19 protein-coding genes are annotated in these 18,530 nt (G+C 58.7%); 14 read left to right on the top strand and 5 right to left on the bottom strand.

Annotated features, from left to right (window positions below):
- The first annotated feature begins 51 nt into the window (after positions 1-51).
- From JFU11_RS19510 to trpE, 8 genes are all read left to right on the top strand, one after another.
- Positions 52-1,176, top strand: coding sequence for an ABC transporter ATP-binding protein (locus JFU11_RS19510; protein ID WP_052967169.1), 1,125 nt, complete (start codon positions 52-54; stop codon positions 1,174-1,176).
- A 49-nt stretch (positions 1,177-1,225) separates the two neighbouring features.
- Positions 1,226-2,287 (top strand): ABC transporter substrate-binding protein, encoded by a 1,062-nt coding sequence (locus tag JFU11_RS19515; RefSeq protein WP_123719565.1) that lies wholly within the window; start codon positions 1,226-1,228, stop codon positions 2,285-2,287.
- A 198-nt stretch (positions 2,288-2,485) separates the two neighbouring features.
- Positions 2,486-3,733, top strand: a complete 1,248-nt coding sequence (locus JFU11_RS19520) for an ABC transporter permease (protein ID WP_052967171.1) — start codon at positions 2,486-2,488, stop codon at positions 3,731-3,733.
- A 12-nt stretch (positions 3,734-3,745) separates the two neighbouring features.
- Positions 3,746-4,570, top strand: a complete 825-nt coding sequence (locus tag JFU11_RS19525) for an ABC transporter permease (RefSeq protein WP_008147216.1) — start codon at positions 3,746-3,748, stop codon at positions 4,568-4,570.
- 220 nt (positions 4,571-4,790) lie between these two features.
- Positions 4,791-5,939, top strand: coding sequence for an iron-containing alcohol dehydrogenase (locus tag JFU11_RS19530; protein WP_201061860.1), 1,149 nt, complete (start codon positions 4,791-4,793; stop codon positions 5,937-5,939).
- 86 nt (positions 5,940-6,025) lie between these two features.
- Entirely contained in the window at positions 6,026-6,700 is a 675-nt protein-coding gene (rpe, locus tag JFU11_RS19535; RefSeq protein WP_052967174.1) for a ribulose-phosphate 3-epimerase, read from the top strand.
- A complete protein-coding gene (locus JFU11_RS19540) occupies positions 6,697-7,515 on the top strand; it encodes a phosphoglycolate phosphatase (protein WP_201061861.1) in 819 nt (272 codons plus the stop codon). The genes rpe and JFU11_RS19540 overlap by 4 nt, the downstream gene beginning before the upstream one ends.
- A gap of 70 nt (positions 7,516-7,585) precedes the next feature.
- Positions 7,586-9,067 carry an anthranilate synthase component I gene (trpE, locus tag JFU11_RS19545; protein WP_201061862.1) on the top strand — a complete coding sequence of 494 codons (1,482 nt, stop codon included), beginning with the start codon at positions 7,586-7,588 and terminating at the stop codon, positions 9,065-9,067.
- Between the two features lie 170 nt (positions 9,068-9,237).
- Here trpE and estP read toward each other — a convergent pair whose 3' ends face one another.
- Together estP and JFU11_RS19555 are read right to left on the bottom strand one after the other, a co-directional pair.
- Positions 9,238-11,145 carry an esterase EstP gene (gene estP / locus JFU11_RS19550; RefSeq protein ID WP_201061863.1) on the bottom strand — a complete coding sequence of 636 codons (1,908 nt, stop codon included), beginning with the start codon at positions 11,143-11,145 and terminating at the stop codon, positions 9,238-9,240.
- Positions 11,142-11,504, bottom strand: coding sequence for a hypothetical protein (locus tag JFU11_RS19555; RefSeq protein WP_187326385.1), 363 nt, complete (start codon positions 11,502-11,504; stop codon positions 11,142-11,144). Before JFU11_RS19555 ends, estP begins: the two co-directional genes overlap by 4 nt.
- Positions 11,505-11,551: 47 nt before the next feature.
- Between JFU11_RS19555 and JFU11_RS19560 the strand changes: the two genes are divergently transcribed.
- From JFU11_RS19560 to JFU11_RS19575, 4 genes are all read left to right on the top strand, one after another.
- Positions 11,552-12,145 (top strand): aminodeoxychorismate/anthranilate synthase component II, encoded by a 594-nt coding sequence (locus JFU11_RS19560; protein WP_019650349.1) that lies wholly within the window; start codon positions 11,552-11,554, stop codon positions 12,143-12,145.
- A 9-nt stretch (positions 12,146-12,154) separates the two neighbouring features.
- Complete coding sequence (gene trpD / locus JFU11_RS19565) at positions 12,155-13,204, top strand: anthranilate phosphoribosyltransferase (protein ID WP_007906883.1); 1,050 nt, start codon at positions 12,155-12,157, stop codon at positions 13,202-13,204.
- Complete coding sequence (gene trpC / locus JFU11_RS19570; protein WP_123355741.1) at positions 13,201-14,037, top strand: indole-3-glycerol phosphate synthase TrpC; 837 nt, start codon at positions 13,201-13,203, stop codon at positions 14,035-14,037. The genes trpD and trpC overlap by 4 nt, the downstream gene beginning before the upstream one ends.
- A gap of 96 nt (positions 14,038-14,133) precedes the next feature.
- The gene (locus tag JFU11_RS19575) at positions 14,134-14,835 is read left to right on the top strand and encodes a lipoate--protein ligase family protein (RefSeq protein WP_123719559.1); all 702 of its coding nucleotides are present in this window, start codon (positions 14,134-14,136) and stop codon (positions 14,833-14,835) included.
- A 38-nt stretch (positions 14,836-14,873) separates the two neighbouring features.
- Here the strand turns inward: JFU11_RS19575 and crp are convergent, their stop codons facing one another.
- Entirely contained in the window at positions 14,874-15,518 is a 645-nt protein-coding gene (gene crp / locus JFU11_RS19580) for a cAMP-activated global transcriptional regulator CRP (protein ID WP_052967181.1), read from the bottom strand.
- Between the two features lie 247 nt (positions 15,519-15,765).
- On the opposite strand from crp, the gene JFU11_RS19585 reads away from it, so the two are divergent.
- Together JFU11_RS19585 and speD are read left to right on the top strand one after the other, a co-directional pair.
- The gene (locus JFU11_RS19585; RefSeq protein ID WP_123719558.1) at positions 15,766-16,188 is read left to right on the top strand and encodes an OsmC family protein; all 423 of its coding nucleotides are present in this window, start codon (positions 15,766-15,768) and stop codon (positions 16,186-16,188) included.
- Between the two features lie 197 nt (positions 16,189-16,385).
- Positions 16,386-17,180 (top strand): adenosylmethionine decarboxylase, encoded by a 795-nt coding sequence (gene speD, locus JFU11_RS19590; protein WP_052967182.1) that lies wholly within the window; start codon positions 16,386-16,388, stop codon positions 17,178-17,180.
- Positions 17,181-17,301: 121 nt separating this feature from the next.
- On the opposite strand, the gene coq7 is transcribed toward speD, so the two are convergent.
- Both coq7 and JFU11_RS19600 read right to left on the bottom strand, forming a co-directional pair.
- Positions 17,302-17,949 (bottom strand): 2-polyprenyl-3-methyl-6-methoxy-1,4-benzoquinone monooxygenase, encoded by a 648-nt coding sequence (gene coq7, locus JFU11_RS19595; RefSeq protein WP_008008345.1) that lies wholly within the window; start codon positions 17,947-17,949, stop codon positions 17,302-17,304.
- Positions 17,950-18,123: 174 nt separating this feature from the next.
- A complete protein-coding gene (locus tag JFU11_RS19600) occupies positions 18,124-18,462 on the bottom strand; it encodes a histidine triad nucleotide-binding protein (RefSeq protein ID WP_007906873.1) in 339 nt (112 codons plus the stop codon).
- Between the last annotated feature and the right edge of the window lie 68 nt (positions 18,463-18,530).

Raw genomic sequence — 18,530 nt, forward strand, 5'->3', positions numbered from 1 at the left:
AGCGTCCACTAGGCTTAGTCCACAGCAGTCATCAATAACAAAGGTGTGGGTATGAGCCAGGTTGATTCAAGCGCAGGGGCCAGCGATATTCTGGTCAGCTTTCGTGGAGTGCAAAAGAGCTACGACGGCGAGAACCTGATCGTCAAAGACCTCAACCTGGAGATTCGCAAAGGCGAATTCCTCACCTTGCTCGGGCCGTCCGGCTCCGGCAAGACCACCAGTCTGATGATGCTCGCCGGTTTCGAAACGCCGACCGCCGGCGAAATCCAACTGGCCGGGCGTTCCATCAACAACGTGCCGCCGCATAAGCGCGACATCGGCATGGTGTTCCAGAACTATGCATTGTTTCCGCACATGACGGTCGCCGAGAACCTGGCGTTCCCGCTGACCGTGCGCGGTTTGAACAAGAGCGATGTCAGTGACCGGGTCAAACGTGTTTTGAGCATGGTTCAGCTCGACACCTTCGCCCAGCGTTATCCGGCGCAACTGTCCGGCGGCCAGCAACAGCGTGTGGCCTTGGCCCGTGCGTTGGTGTTCGAACCGCAACTGGTGCTGATGGATGAACCCCTCGGTGCACTGGACAAACAACTGCGTGAACACATGCAGATGGAAATCAAACACCTGCACCAGCGCCTCGGCGTGACCGTGGTCTACGTGACCCACGACCAGGGCGAAGCCCTGACCATGTCCGACCGTGTGGCGGTTTTCCATCAAGGTGAAATCCAGCAGATCGCACCACCGCGCTCCCTCTATGAAGAGCCGAAAAACACCTTCGTCGCCAACTTCATCGGCGAGAACAACCGTCTCAATGGCCGCTTGCACAGCCACACCGGCGACCGCTGCGTGGTTGAGCTCGGCCGCGGTGAAAAGGTTGAAGCCCTGGCGGTCAATGTCGGCAAGACCGGCGAACCCGTCACGCTGTCGATTCGCCCGGAGCGCGTGAGCCTCAATGGTTCGAGCGAGTCCTGCGTCAACCGCTTCTCAGGGAGGGTGGCGGAATTCATCTATCTGGGCGACCACGTCCGGGTTCGCCTGGAAGTCTGCGGCAAGACCGACTTCTTTGTGAAACAACCGATTGCCGAGCTCGATCCCGCGCTCGCCGTCGGCGATGTGGTACCGCTTGGCTGGCAGGTCGAACACGTTCGCGCGCTCGACCCACTTTTAGAGGCGCATTGATCGCCCCCCCTGCTTCACCAACACCAACCCTGCACGTGGAGAACAATAAATGTTGAAATCCCTGAAATGCACCGGCTCATTTAACGCTATCGCTTTGGCAATAGGGATGATGGGTGCGGCGCACGCGATGGCGGCGGGCCCGGACCTGACTGTGGTGTCCTTTGGCGGGGCGAACAAGGCGGCGCAGGCCAAAGCCTTTTACGCACCGTGGGAAGCGGCGGGCAACGGCAAGATCGTTGCTGGCGAATACAACGGTGAGATGGCCAAGGTCAAAGCCATGGTCGACACCAAGAGCGTGTCCTGGGACCTGGTGGAAGTTGAATCGCCAGAACTGTCCCGTGGTTGCGACGAAGACATGTTCGAGCAACTCGATCCTGCGCTATTCGGCAAGACCGAAGACTACGTCAAAGGCGCTATCCAGCCGTGCGGCGTGGGCTTCTTCGTGTGGTCGACCGTGCTGGCCTACAACGCCGACAAACTGAAAACCGCTCCGACCAGCTGGGTGGATTTCTGGGACACCAAGAAATTCCCGGGCAAACGCGGCCTGCGTAAAGGCGCCAAGTACACCCTGGAATTCGCCTTGATGGCCGATGGTGTTGCACCGAAAGACGTCTACAAAGTGCTGGCCGGCAAAGACGGTCAGGATCGCGCGTTCAAGAAACTTGATGAGCTCAAGCCAAGCATTCAGTGGTGGGAAGCCGGCGCGCAACCGCCGCAATACCTCGCCTCCGGTGACGTGGTCATGAGCTCGGCCTACAACGGCCGGATCGCGGCGGTACAGAAAGAAAGCAACCTGAAAGTGGTGTGGAACGGCGGTATCTACGACTTCGACGCATGGGCGATTCCAAAAGGCCTGGATAAAACCCGTGCTGAAGCGGCGAAGAAATTCATCGCGTTCTCGGTGCAACCGCAGCAACAGAAGACTTATTCGGAAAACATCGCTTACGGCCCGGCCAACACCCAAGCCGTGCCATTGCTGGCCAAGGATGTTCTGAAGGATATGCCGACCACCCCGGAAAACATCGCCAACCAGGTGCAGATCGACGTCAGCTTCTGGGCTGACAACGGCGAGCAACTGGAACAGCGCTTCAATTCCTGGGCTGCCAAGTAACCACGCTACACGGGACGACGGTTCACCGGATGATCGTTCCCACGCTCTGCGTGGGAATGCCGCCCGGGACGCTCCGCGTCCCTGTGACGCAGAGCGTCACTGGATGCGTTTCCACGCAGAGCGTGGGAACGATCAGCACCAAAAGTTCGAGGCGGCGTTTGCCACCTTTGCAATGACCAAAGATTTCCGGAGTACGCCATGGCTATCGCCGTTCCCGTGAACGCGGGCACTGACCCCACCTTGAAGCAGCGGCTCAAGCACGCCGAGCGGATCAACCGCTGGAAAGCACAAGCCTTGATCGCGCCGTTGGTGCTGTTTCTGTTGCTGGTGTTCCTGGTGCCGATCGTGGCGCTGCTCTACAAAAGCGTCGGTAACCCGGAAGTGGTCGGCGCCATGCCGCGCACCGTGGCTGCCATCGCCAGTTGGGATGGCCGAGGCCTGCCGGCAGAGCCTGTGTACAAGGCTGCCAGCGAAGACCTCGCCGAAGCCCGCAAAAATCAAACCTTGGGCGACTTGTCCAAGCGCTTGAACATGGAGTTGGCCGGCTACCGCAGCCTGTTGACCAAAACCGCACGCGCCTTGCCATTCGCCACGGAGCCGGCTTCTTATAAAGAAGCGCTGGAAGCGCTGGACGAGCGTTGGGGCGACCCGGCCTATTGGCAGGTCGTGCGTCGCAACACCAGTAACATCACGCCTTATTACCTGCTGGCCGCCGTCGACCACCGTATCGACGACCTCGGCGAAGTGGCCCCGGCCACCCCCGATCAGGCGATCTACCTCGATATCTTTGCCCGGACCTTCTGGATGGGCCTGATCATCACCGTGATTTGCCTGGTGCTGGCCTATCCGTTGGCTTACCTGCTGGCGAACCTGCCATCGCGGCAAAGCAACCTGTTGATGATTCTGGTGCTGTTGCCGTTCTGGACCTCGATTCTGGTGCGGGTCGCCGCGTGGATCGTGTTGCTGCAATCAGGCGGCCTCATCAACAGCGGTCTGATGGCCATGGGCATTATCGATAAGCCGCTGGAGCTGGTGTTCAACCGCACCGGGGTCTACATCTCGATGGTGCACATTCTGCTGCCGTTCATGATTCTGCCGATTTACAGCGTGATGAAAGGCATCTCGCCGACGTACATGCGCGCCGCGATTTCCCTCGGCTGCCACCCGTTCGCCAGTTTCTGGCGGGTGTACTTCCCGCAGACCTATGCCGGTGTCGGCGCCGGTTGCCTGTTGGTGTTCATCCTCGCCATCGGCTACTACATCACCCCGGCGTTGCTGGGCAGCCCGAACGATCAGATGGTCAGTTATTTCGTCGCCTTCTACACCAACACCAGCATCAACTGGGGCATGGCGACCGCACTCGGTGGGCTGTTGCTGCTGGCGACCGTGGTGCTTTATCTGATTTACAGCTGGCTGGTGGGCGCCAGTCGCCTGCGCCTGAGCTAAGGGGAGAATGAAATGCTGAGTCCTTATATGTCGCCCATCGAACGGGTGTGGTTCTACGGTTTGCGGATTCTCTGCGGCTTGATTTTGTTGTTCCTGATCCTGCCGGTGCTGGTGATCATTCCGCTGTCGTTCAACTCGGGGAGTTTTCTGGTCTATCCGCTGCAAGGCTTCTCGCTGCACTGGTACCAGGACTTCTTTGCCTCTGCGGAATGGATGCGTTCGTTGAAGAACAGCATGATCGTGGCCCCGGCCGCGACGGTACTGGCGATGATCTTCGGCACGCTGGCGGCGATCGGCCTGACCCGGGGTGATTTCCCGGGCAAACCGCTGGTGATGGCGCTGGTGATTTCGCCGATGGTGGTGCCGGTAGTGATCATTGGTGTGGCCAGTTACCTGACCTTTGCCCCGCTGGGATTTGGCAACAGCTACATCTCGCTGATCGTCGTGCACGCCGTATTGGGTGTGCCGTTTGTGATCATCACGGTGTCGGCGACCTTGCAGGGGTTTAACCAGAACCTGGTACGGGCCGCTGCAAGCCTGGGGGCTTCGCCGCTGACCGCGTTTCGTCGGGTGACATTGCCGTTGATTGCGCCGGGCGTGATTTCTGGTGCGCTGTTTGCCTTCGCCACTTCATTCGATGAAGTGGTGGTGACGCTGTTCCTCGCCGGTCCTGAGCAAGCGACCTTGCCTCGGCAGATGTTCAGCGGCATCCGCGAAAACCTCAGCCCGACGATCGCCGCTGCCGCGACGCTGTTGATTGCGTTCTCGGTGATCCTGTTGCTGACGCTGGAATGGCTGCGCGGGCGCAGCGAAAAACTGCGTACCGCGCAGGTCTGAAGCCACAGGCGGTAAAAATGTGGGAGCGGGCTTGCCCGCGATGGCGTCATTACATTCAGCATTCATGTTGACTGATACATCGTCATCGCGGGCAAGCCCGCTCTCACAGGGATTTAAGGTAATTTCGGAATCTGCGGTGATTCACAATCTGAATAGCAGACAAACCCCAATCCCCAGCTACTATTGTGCCCAGCTCCCCTATCTATAAGAGGCTGCGCACATGAGTCTTTCCTCTTTCAAAATCGCTCACAAACTGATCACCGGCGCAGGTGCCATCGAGCAACTGGCGGCTGAACTCACACGCCTGGATGTCGACAACCCGCTGATCGTTACCGACGCCGCTCTGGTCAAGTCCGGCACGGTAGAGCTGGCGCTGGCGCAGCTGGGCGAGCGCAGTTACGAGATCTTTGACCGGGTGTTGCCGGACCCGGAAATCGCCATCGTCGAAGATTGCATGCGGGTTTACCGTGAAGGCGGGCATGACGGACTGATCGGCCTCGGTGGCGGCAGTGCCATCGACATCGCCAAGAGTGTTGCAGCCTATGCCGGTTACCACGGCGCGCTGGAGGATTTGTTCGGTGTCGATCAGGTACCGCGCAAAGGCCCGCCGCTGATTGCCATCCCGACCACTGCTGGCACCGGTTCGGAAGTGACCAACGTGGCCATCCTCTCCGACAAGGTCGCGCAGCTGAAGAAAGGCATTGTCAGCGATTACCTGTTGCCGGACGTGGCGCTGGTCAGCCCGCAAATGACCCTGACCTGCCCGCGCAGTGTCACCGCTGCCAGTGGCGTCGATGCGCTGGTGCATGCCATCGAGTCCTACCTGTCGCTTAATGCCTCGCCAATCACCGATGCCCTGGCCATTGGCGCGATCAAGCTGATTACCAAGGCGCTGCCCAAGGCCTACGCCAATCCATCCCATCTGCAAGCCCGGGAAGACATGGCCACCGCCAGCCTGATGGCCGGCATGGCGTTCGGCAATGCCGGGGTCGGCGCGGTGCATGCGTTGGCGTATCCGCTGGGTGGGCGTTTCAACATTGCCCATGGCGTCAGCAATGCCTTGTTGCTGCCGTATGTCATGACCTGGAACAAGATGGCTTGCGTGGAGCGTATGCAGGATATTGCCGAGGCCATGGGGGTGAAGACCGCTCAGCTGAGCGCCAACGAAGCGGCGGACAAAGCCGTGGAGGCGATGACCGAGTTGTGTGCGGCGGTGGAAATCCCGCTGGGCCTGCACAGTTTCGGGGTGCCCGAGGACGCGATCCCGGCCATGGCCGTGGAAGCCGCCGGCATCGAACGCCTGATGCGCAACAATCCGCGCAAGTTGAGTGCTGTCGATATCGAGAAGATCTACCGAGCGGCCTATTAGTACCCAATCATCGCAGCACGGTGCGCGCGTCAAAGCATGAGGTATACAATGCGCGCCATCGTGATTCTGCTCAAAAAAGGTGCGTCATGCAGCCCTTCGTCATTGCTCCGTCGATTCTCTCCGCCGACTTCGCCCGCCTGGGCGAGGAAGTGGACAACGTCCTGGCCGCCGGCGCCGACTTCGTGCACTTCGATGTCATGGACAACCACTACGTGCCCAACCTGACCATCGGCCCGATGGTCTGCGCCGCGCTGCGCAAGTACGGCGTGACCGCGCCGATCGACGCGCACCTGATGGTCAGCCCGGTGGACCGCATCGTCGGTGACTTCATCGAAGCCGGTGCGACCTACATTACCTTCCACCCGGAAGCCACGCAGCACGTCGACCGTTCCCTGCAATTGATCCGCGAAGGCGGCTGCAAGGCAGGCCTGGTGTTCAACCCGGCGACCCCGCTGGACGTGCTCAAGTACGTGATGGACAAGGTCGACATGGTCCTCCTGATGAGCGTCAACCCGGGTTTCGGCGGGCAGAAGTTCATTCCCGGCACTCTCGACAAGTTGCGTGAAGCGCGGGCGCTGATCGATGCCTCCGGTCGTGACATTCGTCTGGAAATCGACGGTGGGGTGAACGTGAACAATATTCGCGAAATCGCTGCTGCTGGCGCCGACACCTTCGTGGCCGGCTCGGCAATCTTCAATGCGCCGAACTACCAGGAAGTGATTGAAAAAATGCGCTCCGAACTGGCGCTGGCTCGTCCATGAGTGGTTTTGAGCAGCTGTTCCCCGGGCGTTTGCCGCGGCTGGTGATGTTCGATCTGGATGGCACGCTGGTCGATTCGGTCCCTGATCTCGCGGCGGCTGTGGATAACATGCTGCTCAAACTCGGGCGTCAACCTGCCGGTATCGAACCGGTACGGGAGTGGGTTGGCAACGGGGTGCACATGCTCGTGCGCCGGGCCTTGGCTAATCACATCGACGCCGAGGGCGTCGATGAGGTCGAGGCCGAGCATGCCCTGGAATTGTTCAACGGCTTTTATGAGGACGGTCACGATTTGACGGTGGTTTACCCCGGCGTGCGTGACACCCTCAAGTGGCTGAATAAACAAGGCATCGAAATGGCGCTGATCACCAACAAGCCGGAGCGCTTTGTCGCGCCGCTGCTGGATCAGATGAAGATCGGCCGCTATTTCAAATGGATCATCGGTGGCGACACCCTGCCGAATAAGAAACCTGACCCGGCCGCGCTGTTTTTCGTGATGAAAATGGCCAACATTCCGGCATCGCAATCGTTGTTCGTCGGCGACTCGCGCAGCGATGTGCTGGCGGCGAAAGCTGCGGGGGTCAAATGCGTGGCCCTCAGTTACGGCTATAACCATGGTCGACCGATTGCCGAAGAATTGCCGACGCTGGTGATCGATGATCTGCGCAAACTAATTCCCGGTTGCCTGGATCCGGCCGCTGAGATAACGTTGCCCGACGCTGTTCAATCCCCTCCTGGAAACGCCATCGTGGTGGTCACTCGCAAACTCTGGATGAAAGTCATCAAGGCCCTGGCCCGCTGGCGTTGGCGCGCCTGACTTGTTCCTGGCCGGCGTACCGGCGCGTTTGCACACCTGACCGTTAGACCCTCAAGCCACGAGGCACCTCATGATCCGCGAAGAATTCCTGCGTTTGGCCGCTGCCGGCTACAACCGCATCCCGCTTGCCTGCGAAACCCTGGCCGACTTCGACACGCCGCTGTCGATCTACCTGAAACTGGCCGACGAGCCGAACTCCTACCTGCTGGAGTCGGTGCAGGGCGGCGAAAAATGGGGCCGTTATTCAATCATCGGCCTGCCGTGCCGCACCGTGCTGCGGGTTCACGATCATCACGTCAGCGTGACCCACGACGGCGTCGAGATCGAAAGCCACGACGTTGAAGACCCGCTGGCCTTCGTCGAAACCTTCAAGGCGCGCTACAACGTGCCGACCATCGCCGGTCTGCCGCGCTTCAATGGTGGTCTGGTGGGCTACTTCGGTTATGACTGCGTGCGCTATGTGGAGAAGCGTCTGGGCAAATGCCCGAACCCGGATCCATTGGGTGTACCGGATATTCTGCTGATGGTCTCCGATGCAGTGGTGGTGTTCGACAACCTCGCGGGCAAAATGCACGCGATCGTCCTGGCCGATCCGGCGCAGGAAGACGCTTTCGAGCAAGGTCAGGCGCGTCTGCAAACACTGCTGGAACAACTCCGTCAGCCAATCACCCCGCGCCGTGGCCTGGACTTCAGCAAACAGCAATCGGCTGATCCGGTGTTCCGTTCGAGCTTCACCCAGGACGATTACGAAAAAGCCGTCGACACCATCAAGGAATACATCCTGGCCGGTGACTGCATGCAGGTTGTGCCGTCCCAGCGTATGTCGATCGACTTCAAGGCTGCGCCTATCGACCTGTACCGGGCGTTGCGCTGCTTCAACCCGACGCCTTACATGTACTTCTTCAACTTCGGCGACTTCCACGTCGTTGGCAGTTCGCCGGAAGTACTGGTGCGGGTCGAAGACAACCTGATCACCGTGCGCCCGATTGCCGGCACCCGTCCGCGAGGCGCCAACGAAGAGGCTGATCTGGCGCTGGAAAAAGACCTGCTGTCGGACGACAAGGAAATCGCCGAGCACTTGATGCTGATCGATCTGGGCCGCAACGACACCGGTCGCGTTTCGGAGATCGGTTCGGTGGAACTCACCGAGAAGATGGTGATCGAGCGTTATTCCAACGTGATGCACATCGTGTCTAACGTTACCGGCCAATTGAAGGCCGGGCTGACGGCGATGGACGCACTGCGGGCGATCCTGCCGGCAGGCACCTTGTCTGGTGCGCCGAAGATTCGCGCGATGGAAATCATCGACGAGCTGGAACCGGTCAAGCGTGGCGTCTACGGCGGCGCGGTCGGTTACTTCGCCTGGAACGGCAACATGGACACCGCGATTGCGATCCGCACCGCAGTGATCAAGAACGGCGAACTGCACGTGCAGGCGGGTGGTGGCATCGTTGCAGACTCGGTGCCGGCACTGGAATGGGAAGAAACCCTGAACAAGCGCCGCGCCATGTTCCGCGCCGTGGCCCTGGCCGAACAAACCCCGGACACCTGAGTTCACCGATAACCCTGTGGGAGCGGGCTTGCCCGCGATGGGGCCAGTACATTCAACATTGATGTTGTCTGTCAGTCCGCTATCGCGGGCAAGCCCGCTCCCACATGGATAGTGCTCATTTCAAAAAACGCGGCACCTGTAAGGCGGCCGCGTTTTTTATTGCCTACGATTTAGAAGTCCAGCGCAACCCCAACGGTCAAACCTTGCTGGGTAAAGTCATCATCCTTGCGCAAGGTATAGCCGCCACGCAGCGCCAGGTCGGCGGTCAATTTGTGGCTGACCCCCAGGCTTAAGCGGTTGAGATGGCTTTGCGGCGTGTAGCCCTGGAGATTGAAGTCGAGGGACGGCAGGCTGTTGAGGGCGATGTTCACTTTCTGGGTGTCGTCCTCGTACTCGCGCTCGTGGGCATATTCGCCAAATACCTGGGTCTGACGGGTGAAGTTGTATTTGCCTTGCAAGCCGACACCCAGGCGTTTCGAGTCTCGGGTCTGATCATCAAAAGTCAGCGCCGTGGAGCGGTTGCTGTTTTCCGAGTAGCCGTCGACTTCCACTTTGGCGTAATCGGCGCTGATGAACGGCGACAAGTGCCACTCGCTGCCCGGTTGCGCGATGTCGTAGCCAAGGCGAGTGCTGAAGGCCCAGAGATCGCCATCGGTATCGCCTTTCTCCGCACCTTCGCTGGCACCCAGATCGAATTTGCGTTTGAGGTTGTCGTAATCCAGCTTGCCACCGGTCAACACGGCATCGGCCCACCAGCGATTCTGCTGGAACTGGGCGAAGGCGGTTGCCAGATAGCTATTGAGTTTGTAGTCCGAATCGTTACTACCTGCTTCCAGGTCCTGACGATAGAAGCCTGCTGCCACACCGACGCGCCAGGCTTCATTAAGGCGATAGCTGCCGCCGATATTCAGGTTGTAGCCGCTGCCGTCGGCGCTGGCTCCGCTGTTTTGGCTATCGACATCCAGATGCTGACCACCGCCGGCGACAATTGCGCGCCATTGGCCGACAGCCTGCCAGTTCTCCCAGTCGGATTGCCACTGGCTACGCAGTTCGTCCTGGTGCGCGCGCAAGGTAGCGTGGGCCATTTCTGGTAGTAATGTCAGCTCCCACGGCGCAGCCAGTAGGGAGTAGGCGTAGTCGGAAATCAGTTTTTGCCCGGCTTCAGTCGGATGGACCCCATCGTTGTAAATCAGTTTGCTGGGATCCGGCGTGGCACTGTTGATGCCATACGTAGGGTTTTCGGTGCAGCTGTTGCCACTGAAACAGGTCGCCGTCAGGTTCTGGCCTGTAGCAAAACCGAATCGCGCCGGGTCGGCGAAGGTTTCCTGCAGCAGCAACGGAATGTTCAGCGGGATGATTTCGGCATCGATCCCCGCGAGACGGGTGACCAGTTGCCGGTTGAAGGCAGAGCTCAGTAGTGAGGTGGGTGTCTGTTGGGGCGTGCCATTGATGGCGGGCGTCAAACCCAGGTCGGGCAGCAGCCATACCACGATGTACCGGGCGCCGGCGGCCTGCAAAACCTGGACGCTGTTTGCCAGTCGATCCGCAGCGGCATTCGCCTGAGCGCCACTTTGTACAAGTCCCTGAAGAAAATCGTTACCACCCCCGGAAATGTAATACAGCGCATTCGGATCGGCGCTGAAGTTGTTTGTCGGCAGATAGCCCGAACGCGTGCGTTCACCCGTAGCGGATACACTGGTGATCGAGGTGAGGATCTGGTCGGTACGGTAACCTCCAACGGCCCAGTTATTGCCATCCGGCAGGCCCTGGGCGGCACGCGCCGCTGAAGTTGAAGCGGCCGTCTGGTCCGGTGAAAACCCGAGCCTTTCACCCAGCAGTTGGGTCGAGTTGGCGGAATAGACTTCGCCGCTGCCGTTCTGGTAAACCGGTCCGGTCCGGTTGGTGAAGCGCAGGGTCGAACCGGGAGGGCCGCCCGTGTCGGTAAACTGCCCGGCATCGTTGAGGCTATCGCCGAAGACGATGAAATTCGAATAAGGGTTGGGCGCCGCGATCGCCTGGGTGCAGGCCATAGCGAGCAAGCAGCCGGCAAGCGGTACAGCCAACGTCTGTCTGATCATGAGCAAGTCCGTTTGTTATTGTTGTAGTGAGCGAAACGATAGTGCCAAAAACTATAGGGCCTGTTGCCGTTCGGCGCGAACCCGTCGATTGTTTCACGCGCTTCGATCGCCCCATATTGCACGCTCTGCCCAGCTAAGTTACTGTGCCAAGACGTATAAATGAGACCTTCCCCGTGTTGATCGTCAGCAAACTTCTGGATCAAGTCATCAAGGCACACGCCCGTTGGCGTTGGCGCGCCTGAATCCTTCTGCCGGCCCGGCCGGATCTTTACCGCTTTGCCTTCTTTACCCGCAAGACAAACCGCTTTGCAGCGCGACTCCAGCGACTGACAAAGTGCAGGACGCTGCGGGTAAATCATTCGAAGGCTGTATTCAAAGTCAGTAAATTCAAGAGGTTCTTAACGCCATGTTGCTGATGATCGATAACTACGACTCTTTTACTTACAACGTTGTGCAATACCTTGGCGAGCTGGGCTCCGAGGTCAAAGTCGTGCGCAACGATGAACTTACCATTGCCGAAATCGAAGCCCTCAAGCCTGAGCGCATTGTCGTGTCGCCCGGTCCTTGCACCCCGACCGAAGCCGGTATTTCCATTGAAGCGATCAAGCACTTCGCCGGCAAGCTGCCGATTCTCGGCGTTTGCCTGGGGCACCAGTCCATTGGCCAAGCCTTTGGTGGCGATGTGGTCCGTGCCCGTCAAGTCATGCACGGTAAGACTAGCCCGGTATTCCACGAGGATAAGGGCGTGTTCGAAGGCCTGAATCGCCCGCTGACGGTCACCCGCTATCACTCGCTGATCGTCAAGCGCGAAACCCTGCCCGATTGCCTGGAACTGACCGCCTGGACCCAGCTTGAAGACGGCTCGGTCGACGAGATCATGGGGCTGCGCCACAAGACGCTGAACATTGAGGGTGTGCAATTCCACCCTGAGTCTATCCTCACCGAACAGGGCCACGAGCTGTTCGCCAACTTCCTCAAACAAACCGGCGGCACGCGCTAAGGACTTTCCATGGATATCAAGACAGCCCTGAGCCGTATCGTCGGCCACCTCGACCTCAGTACCGATGAGATGCGCGATGTCATGCGCGAAATCATGACCGGGCAATGCACGGATGCGCAGATCGGCGCGTTCATGATGGCCATGCGCATGAAGAGCGAAAGCATCGATGAGATCGTCGGCGCCGTGACGGCGATGCGCGAGTTGGCGGACAAGGTTGAACTCAATACCCTCGACGGCGTGGTCGATGTGGTCGGCACCGGCGGCGACGGTGCAAACATTTTCAACGTCTCCACGGCTTCCTCGTTCGTAGTCGCCGCAGCCGGTTGCACCGTAGCCAAGCATGGTAACCGTGCGGTGTCGGGCAAAAGCGGCAGCGCTGATCTGCTTGAGGCGGCGGGTATCTACCTGAACCTGACGCCGGTTCAGGTGGCGCGCTGCATCGACAACGTCGGCATCGGTTTCATGTTTGCCCAGACTCACCATAGCGCCATGAAGCACGCCGCCGGCCCGCGCCGCGAGCTGGGCTTGCGCACGCTGTTCAACATGCTCGGCCCGCTTACGAATCCGGCCGGTGTGAAACATCAGGTGGTGGGTGTGTTCAGTCAGGCGTTGTGCCGGCCATTGGCCGAAGTCTTGCAGCGTCTGGGCAGCAAGCACGTTCTGGTGGTGCACTCGAAGGATGGCCTGGACGAGTTCAGTCTGGCGGCACCGACCTTTGTGGCTGAATTGAAGAATGACCAGATCACCGAGTATTGGGTCGAACCCGAAGACCTCGGGATGAAGAGTCAGAGCCTGCACGGCCTGGCGGTGGAAAGCCCGGCGGCCTCCCTTGAGCTGATTCGCGATGCCTTGGGCAAGCGCAAGACCGAGAACGGTCAGAAAGCCGCCGAGATGATCGTGCTTAATGCCGGTGCCGCGCTGTACGCCGCCGACCATGCCAGCAGTTTGAAAGAAGGCGTTGCCCTGGCGCACGATGCGCTGCACACAGGCCTCGCTCGGGAAAAACTTGAGGAATTGGGTGCATTTACCGCGGTATTCAAAGTGGAGAATGAGGGATGAGTGTACCGACGGTTCTGGAAAATATTCTGGCCCGCAAAGTTCAGGAAGTCGCCGAGCGTAGCGCTCGTGTGAGTCTGGCGGAGCTGGAAAATCTGGCCAAGGCGGCCGATGCACCCCGTGGTTTTGCCAAGGCATTGATCGATCAGGCCAAGACGAAGCAGCCGGCGGTCATTGCTGAAATCAAGAAGGCTTCGCCAAGCAAAGGCGTGATTCGCGAGAATTTCGTGCCTGCGGACATTGCCAGAAGTTACGAAAAGGGCGGGGCCACTTGCCTGTCGGTGCTCACCGACATCGATTACTTCCAGGGCGCCGATGCGTATCTGCAGCAGGCTCGGGCGGCGTGCAAGTTGCCGGTGATCCGCAAGGACTTCATGATCGATCCTTACCAGATCGTCGAATCCCGGGCTCTGGGCGCTGACTGCGTGCTGTTGATCGTCTCCGCACTGGACGACGTGAAGATGGCCGAGCTGGCTGCCGTGGCCAAAAGCGTCGGTCTTGATGTGTTGGTGGAAGTCCACGATGGCGACGAGCTGGAGCGGGCCTTGAAAACCCTCGACACGCCGCTGGTGGGCGTGAACAACCGCAACCTGCACACCTTCGACGTCAATCTGGAAACCACCCTCGACCTGTTGCCGCGCATCCCGCGTGATCGTCTGGTCATCACCGAGAGTGGCATTCTCAATCGGGCCGATGTCGAGCTGATGGAAATCAGCGATGTGTATGCGTTCCTGGTCGGCGAAGCGTTCATGCGTGCTGAAAGCCCGGGTACGGAATTGCAGCGCCTGTTCTTTCCCGAGCGTGGCATTCCAGTGAGCGGTTCTACGCTCGACTGAACACATCTTCGCGGGCAACCCGATCCCTGTGGGAGCGGGCTTGCCCGCGAAGAGGCCATCAAGTACCCCAAAGACTCATGTCTTACGGAGTCATCCATGCCTCAGCCAACCCCTCTGACCATCGAAGCCGGCCTGCTCGCCGAACAGGATCTGCTGGCCCATGTGTGCACCGGTGAGTCGGAGTTCGGTCTGCTGTTCTGGCAACCCACTGACCGCGCGTTGGTCATGCCCCGTCGCTTGAATCGTTTGCCACTGTTCGACGCCGCGTGCGAAATATCTGCTGCCGCCGGTTGGCCGGTGCTGCTGCGTGAAACCGGCGGTGAGCCGGTGCCGCAATCGGCATCGACCATCAACATCGCACTGGTTTATGCCCCACCGCGCAGCGAAGGCGATCTGAACCGCATCGAAACCGGCTACCGGCGTTTGTGCGATCCGATCTGTCAGTTACTGGATGAGCTGGGCGGCACTTCGTCGTTGGGCGAAATCGAGGGCGCGTTCTGCGACGGTCGTTTCAACGTCAACCTCGATGGTCGAAAGATGGTCGGCACCGCCCAGCGTTGGCGCCAGAGCAAGGGCGGTCAGCGTCCGGTCGGTCTGGTGCATGGGGCGATGTTGATCGATGACGAGCGAGAGTCGATGGTCGCGGCGGTCAATCGCTTCAATGAGGCCTGTGGCCTGGAACAGCGGGTTCGCGCTGAAAGCCACATTGCCCTGCATGAAAAGTTTGCCGCTCCTGAGGCACTGGAACGGCTCGATGCGCTGTACCGACAGTTGCTGGCAGAAATGCTCGGGGCTTAAGTTTAGGAACTTAAGTTTTCGAGCTTGAGTTTTCGAGCTTAGCGCGTACCGAAGACCACCATGGTCTTGCCTTTGACGTTGACCAGGTTGCGCTCTTCCAGATCCTTGAGCACACGGCCGACCATCTCACGGGAACAACCGACAATCCGGCCGATTTCCTGACGGGTCACCTTGATCTGCATGCCGTCCGGGTGAGTCATGGCGTCAGGCTGCTTGCACAGTTCCAGCAGACAGCGCGCAACGCGACCGGTCACGTCGAAGAACGCCAGATCGCCGACCTTGCGCGTGGTATTGCGCAGGCGCTGTGCGATTTGTCCGCTGAGCACGTAAAGAATGTCTGGATCTTGTTGGGACAACTCGCGGAATTTTGCGTAGCTGATTTCCGCGACGTCGCATTCGACCTTGGCGCGCACCCAAGCGCTGCGTTCCTGTTCCAGGCCGGCTTGCTCAAACAGACCCAGCTCGCCGAAAAAGTCGCCGGAATTGAGGTAGGCAATGATCATTTCACGGCCGTCGTCATCCTCAATCAGGATGGTTACCGAACCTTTGATGATGAAAAACAGCGTGTCCGAGCGGTCACCTGCACAAATGATGTTGCTCTTGGCGGCATAGCGACGGCGCTGACAGTGCATCAACAGTTTGTCGAGGTTCTTGATTTTGGGTGTGGGAGTAATAGCAACCATGGTTGTATCCCGAAAAGACTGCACGGTGTTTGTTTTTTATAGGAGCTGGCGAAGCCTGCGATCCTTTTTATTCGCTACAAAGCTGGCAATGCGCCACTGAATTGGCGTCAGCTTAACAGACGCATTCCTTCAAGATTCGAGAATTTGCCTACGACGCAGATGGTTATGTCCTAGGAAGGCGAAGCGCTGCCAATCAAGGGCCCTGTGCTAAGCTGGCGACCCTTTTTTATACAGTGGAGTCTTGGCGATGAAGGCACGCATCCAATGGGCTGGCGAAGCCATGTTCCTCGGCGAATCCGGCAGCGGTCATGTCGTGGTCATGGACGGTCCGCCCGATGCCGGCGGTCGTAACCTGGGTGTCCGGCCGATGGAAATGCTTCTGCTGGGTGTTGGCGGTTGCAGCAATTTTGATGTGGTCAGCATCCTCAAGAAGTCCCGTCAGGCCGTCGAAAGCTGCGAAGCCTTTCTCGAAGCCGAACGTGCGACCGAAGATCCGAAGGTTTTCACCAAGATCCACATGCACTTCGTGGTCAAGGGCCGCGGGCTGAAAGAAGCCCAGGTCAGGCGCGCCATTGAGCTGTCGGCGGAGAAGTATTGCTCGGCCTCGATCATGCTCGGCGCGGCAGGCGTGGCGATTACCCACGACTACGAAATCATCGAACTCGGTTGAATCGACATTCAACTATCATAAAAGCGGTGCAGACTCTGGCGATCCATCGCTGACGTCTGCACAGGTCGCTTTCCTGAACAGAAAAACAAAATCGCCATCGCGAAGAGGTGTTAACCGTCCTACGCAGGTGCGTCGTTCGCATCTGACGGGCATGCTTGATCACGCGGCCAGCCCGCAATACATAGAGAGTTTTAACGGTGAAAAGCAAACTCAAGCTCCACGGGTTCAATAACCTGACAAAGACCTTGAGCTTCAATATCTATGACATCTGCTACGCGGAAACTCCGCAAGACCAACAGGCTTACGTCGAGTACATCAATAAAGAGTACAACGCCAAGCGCCTGACGCAGATCCTCACAGAAGTTGTCGATATCATTGGTGCCAACATCCTGAACATCGCCAGTCAGGACTATGAACCCCAGGGCGCCAGCGTCACGATTCTGATCTCTGAAGAGCCGGTGACCCCGACCGACAGTCAGATCGAAGAGTCTCCGGGTCCGTTACCCGAAATCATCCTGGCCCACCTCGACAAGAGCCACATCACGGTGCACACCTACCCGGAAATCCATCCGGTAGACGGTATCGCGACGTTCCGTGTGGACATCGACGTGTCGACCTGTGGCGTCATTTCACCGCTCAAAGCACTCAATTTCCTGATTCACCAGTTCGATTCAGACATCGTGACCGTGGATTACCGCGTGCGCGGCTTTACCCGTGACGTCGAAGGCAAGAAGCATTTCATCGACCACGAGATCAACTCGATCCAGAACTACTTGTCCGAAGACACCCGCGACGCGTACCAGATGACCGACGTGAACGTGTACCAGGAAAACCTGTTCCACACCAAAATGCTTTTGAAGCACTTCGAACTGGATAACTACCTGTTCGGCGACGCCACCAGCAACCTGTCCTCTGAGCAACGTGCCTTGGTGACTGAGCGTGTGAAACACGAAATGCTCGAAATCTTCTACGCGCGCAACATGCCAAACTAAGATCTTCGAGTACAAAAAAAGGCGACTACCTTGCGGTAATCGCCTTTTTATTTGTTGGAATACAGAACCCTTGTGGGAGCGTGGCTTGCCCGCGAAGAGGCCCTATGTAACAACCTGACCCTCAGATCCGATAAGTACTCTTCGTCATCACCTTGGCCAACAAACTCATCCCGAACTTCACCGGCGCCGGAAAACGAAATCCACCCGCATCCAGCGCACTTTCAGCATGATGCTCTTCATCGATACGCATCTGCTCCAGGATCGCCCGGGATTTTTCGTCCTCGGCTGGCAGTTGCTCAAGGTGTTCGTTCAGGTGTTTGCAGACCTGATGCTCGGTGGCAGCAACGAAACCCAGGCTGACTTTGTCGCTGATCAACCCGGCAACCGCGCCAATCCCGAACGACATGCCGTAGAACAGCGGATTGAGGATGCTGGTATGGCTACCCAGCTGATGAATGCGTTGTTCGCACCAGACCAGATGGTCGATTTCTTCTTCGGCGGCGTGCTCCATGGCGGCGCGCACTTTCGGCAGTTTGGCGGTCAGGGCCTGACCTTGATACAGCGCCTGGGCGCAGACTTCGCCGGTATGGTTGATGCGCATCAAGCCGGCGACATGTCGGGTGTCCTCGTCGCTCATTTGCGCATCCGGCTGCACGATGGCCGGCGACGGACGGTAAGGCTGACCACTGAAAGGCAACAAAGTCCGCATCGCAGCATCGGCTTGCAGCAGAAGACGGTCAATTGGCGAGTAGTGACGTTGGGTAGTCATGCTGACCTCCGGGAAGAATCTCGGCGGCCAGTTTAACCCAATCGGCCGGGAGAGGGTTTGCGTTGGGTCATTTCAGCTTTCTACACCCAAAGCAAAAGATCGCAGCCTTCGGCAGCTCCTACGGAGATCGGTGTAGGAGCTGCCGAAGGCTGCGATTTTTTGGTGGTTAGTGGATCAGCCCGGCGGCCAGTGCATCTGACGCTGACCCAGCACGTGCATATGGATGTGATAGACGGTCTGCCCACCCAATTCATTGCAGTTCATGACCACCCGGAAACCTTCCTCACAGCCCAATTCCAGAGCCAGACGCTGGGCCGTGAACAGAATGTGCCCGGCCAAAGCCTTATCGTCCTCGGTGAGGTCGTTAAGGGTGCGCACCGGTTTCTTCGGGACTACCAGGAAATGCACGGGGGCCTGCGGTGCGATGTCGTGGAAGGCCAGTACTTGGTCGTCCTCGTAAATGATCTTCGCCGGGATTTCCCGGTTGATGATCTTGGTGAACAGAGTATCCACAGCTGTTTTCTCCGTTGTTTGGGCTGGCCTGAGTGTAACCATGGGTTATGTCAGAGCCCAGTCTTTTG

Origin of the sequence: Pseudomonas sp. TH37 (genome assembly GCF_016650735.1) — a bacterium.
GTDB lineage: Bacteria > Pseudomonadota > Gammaproteobacteria > Pseudomonadales > Pseudomonadaceae > Aquipseudomonas > Aquipseudomonas farris.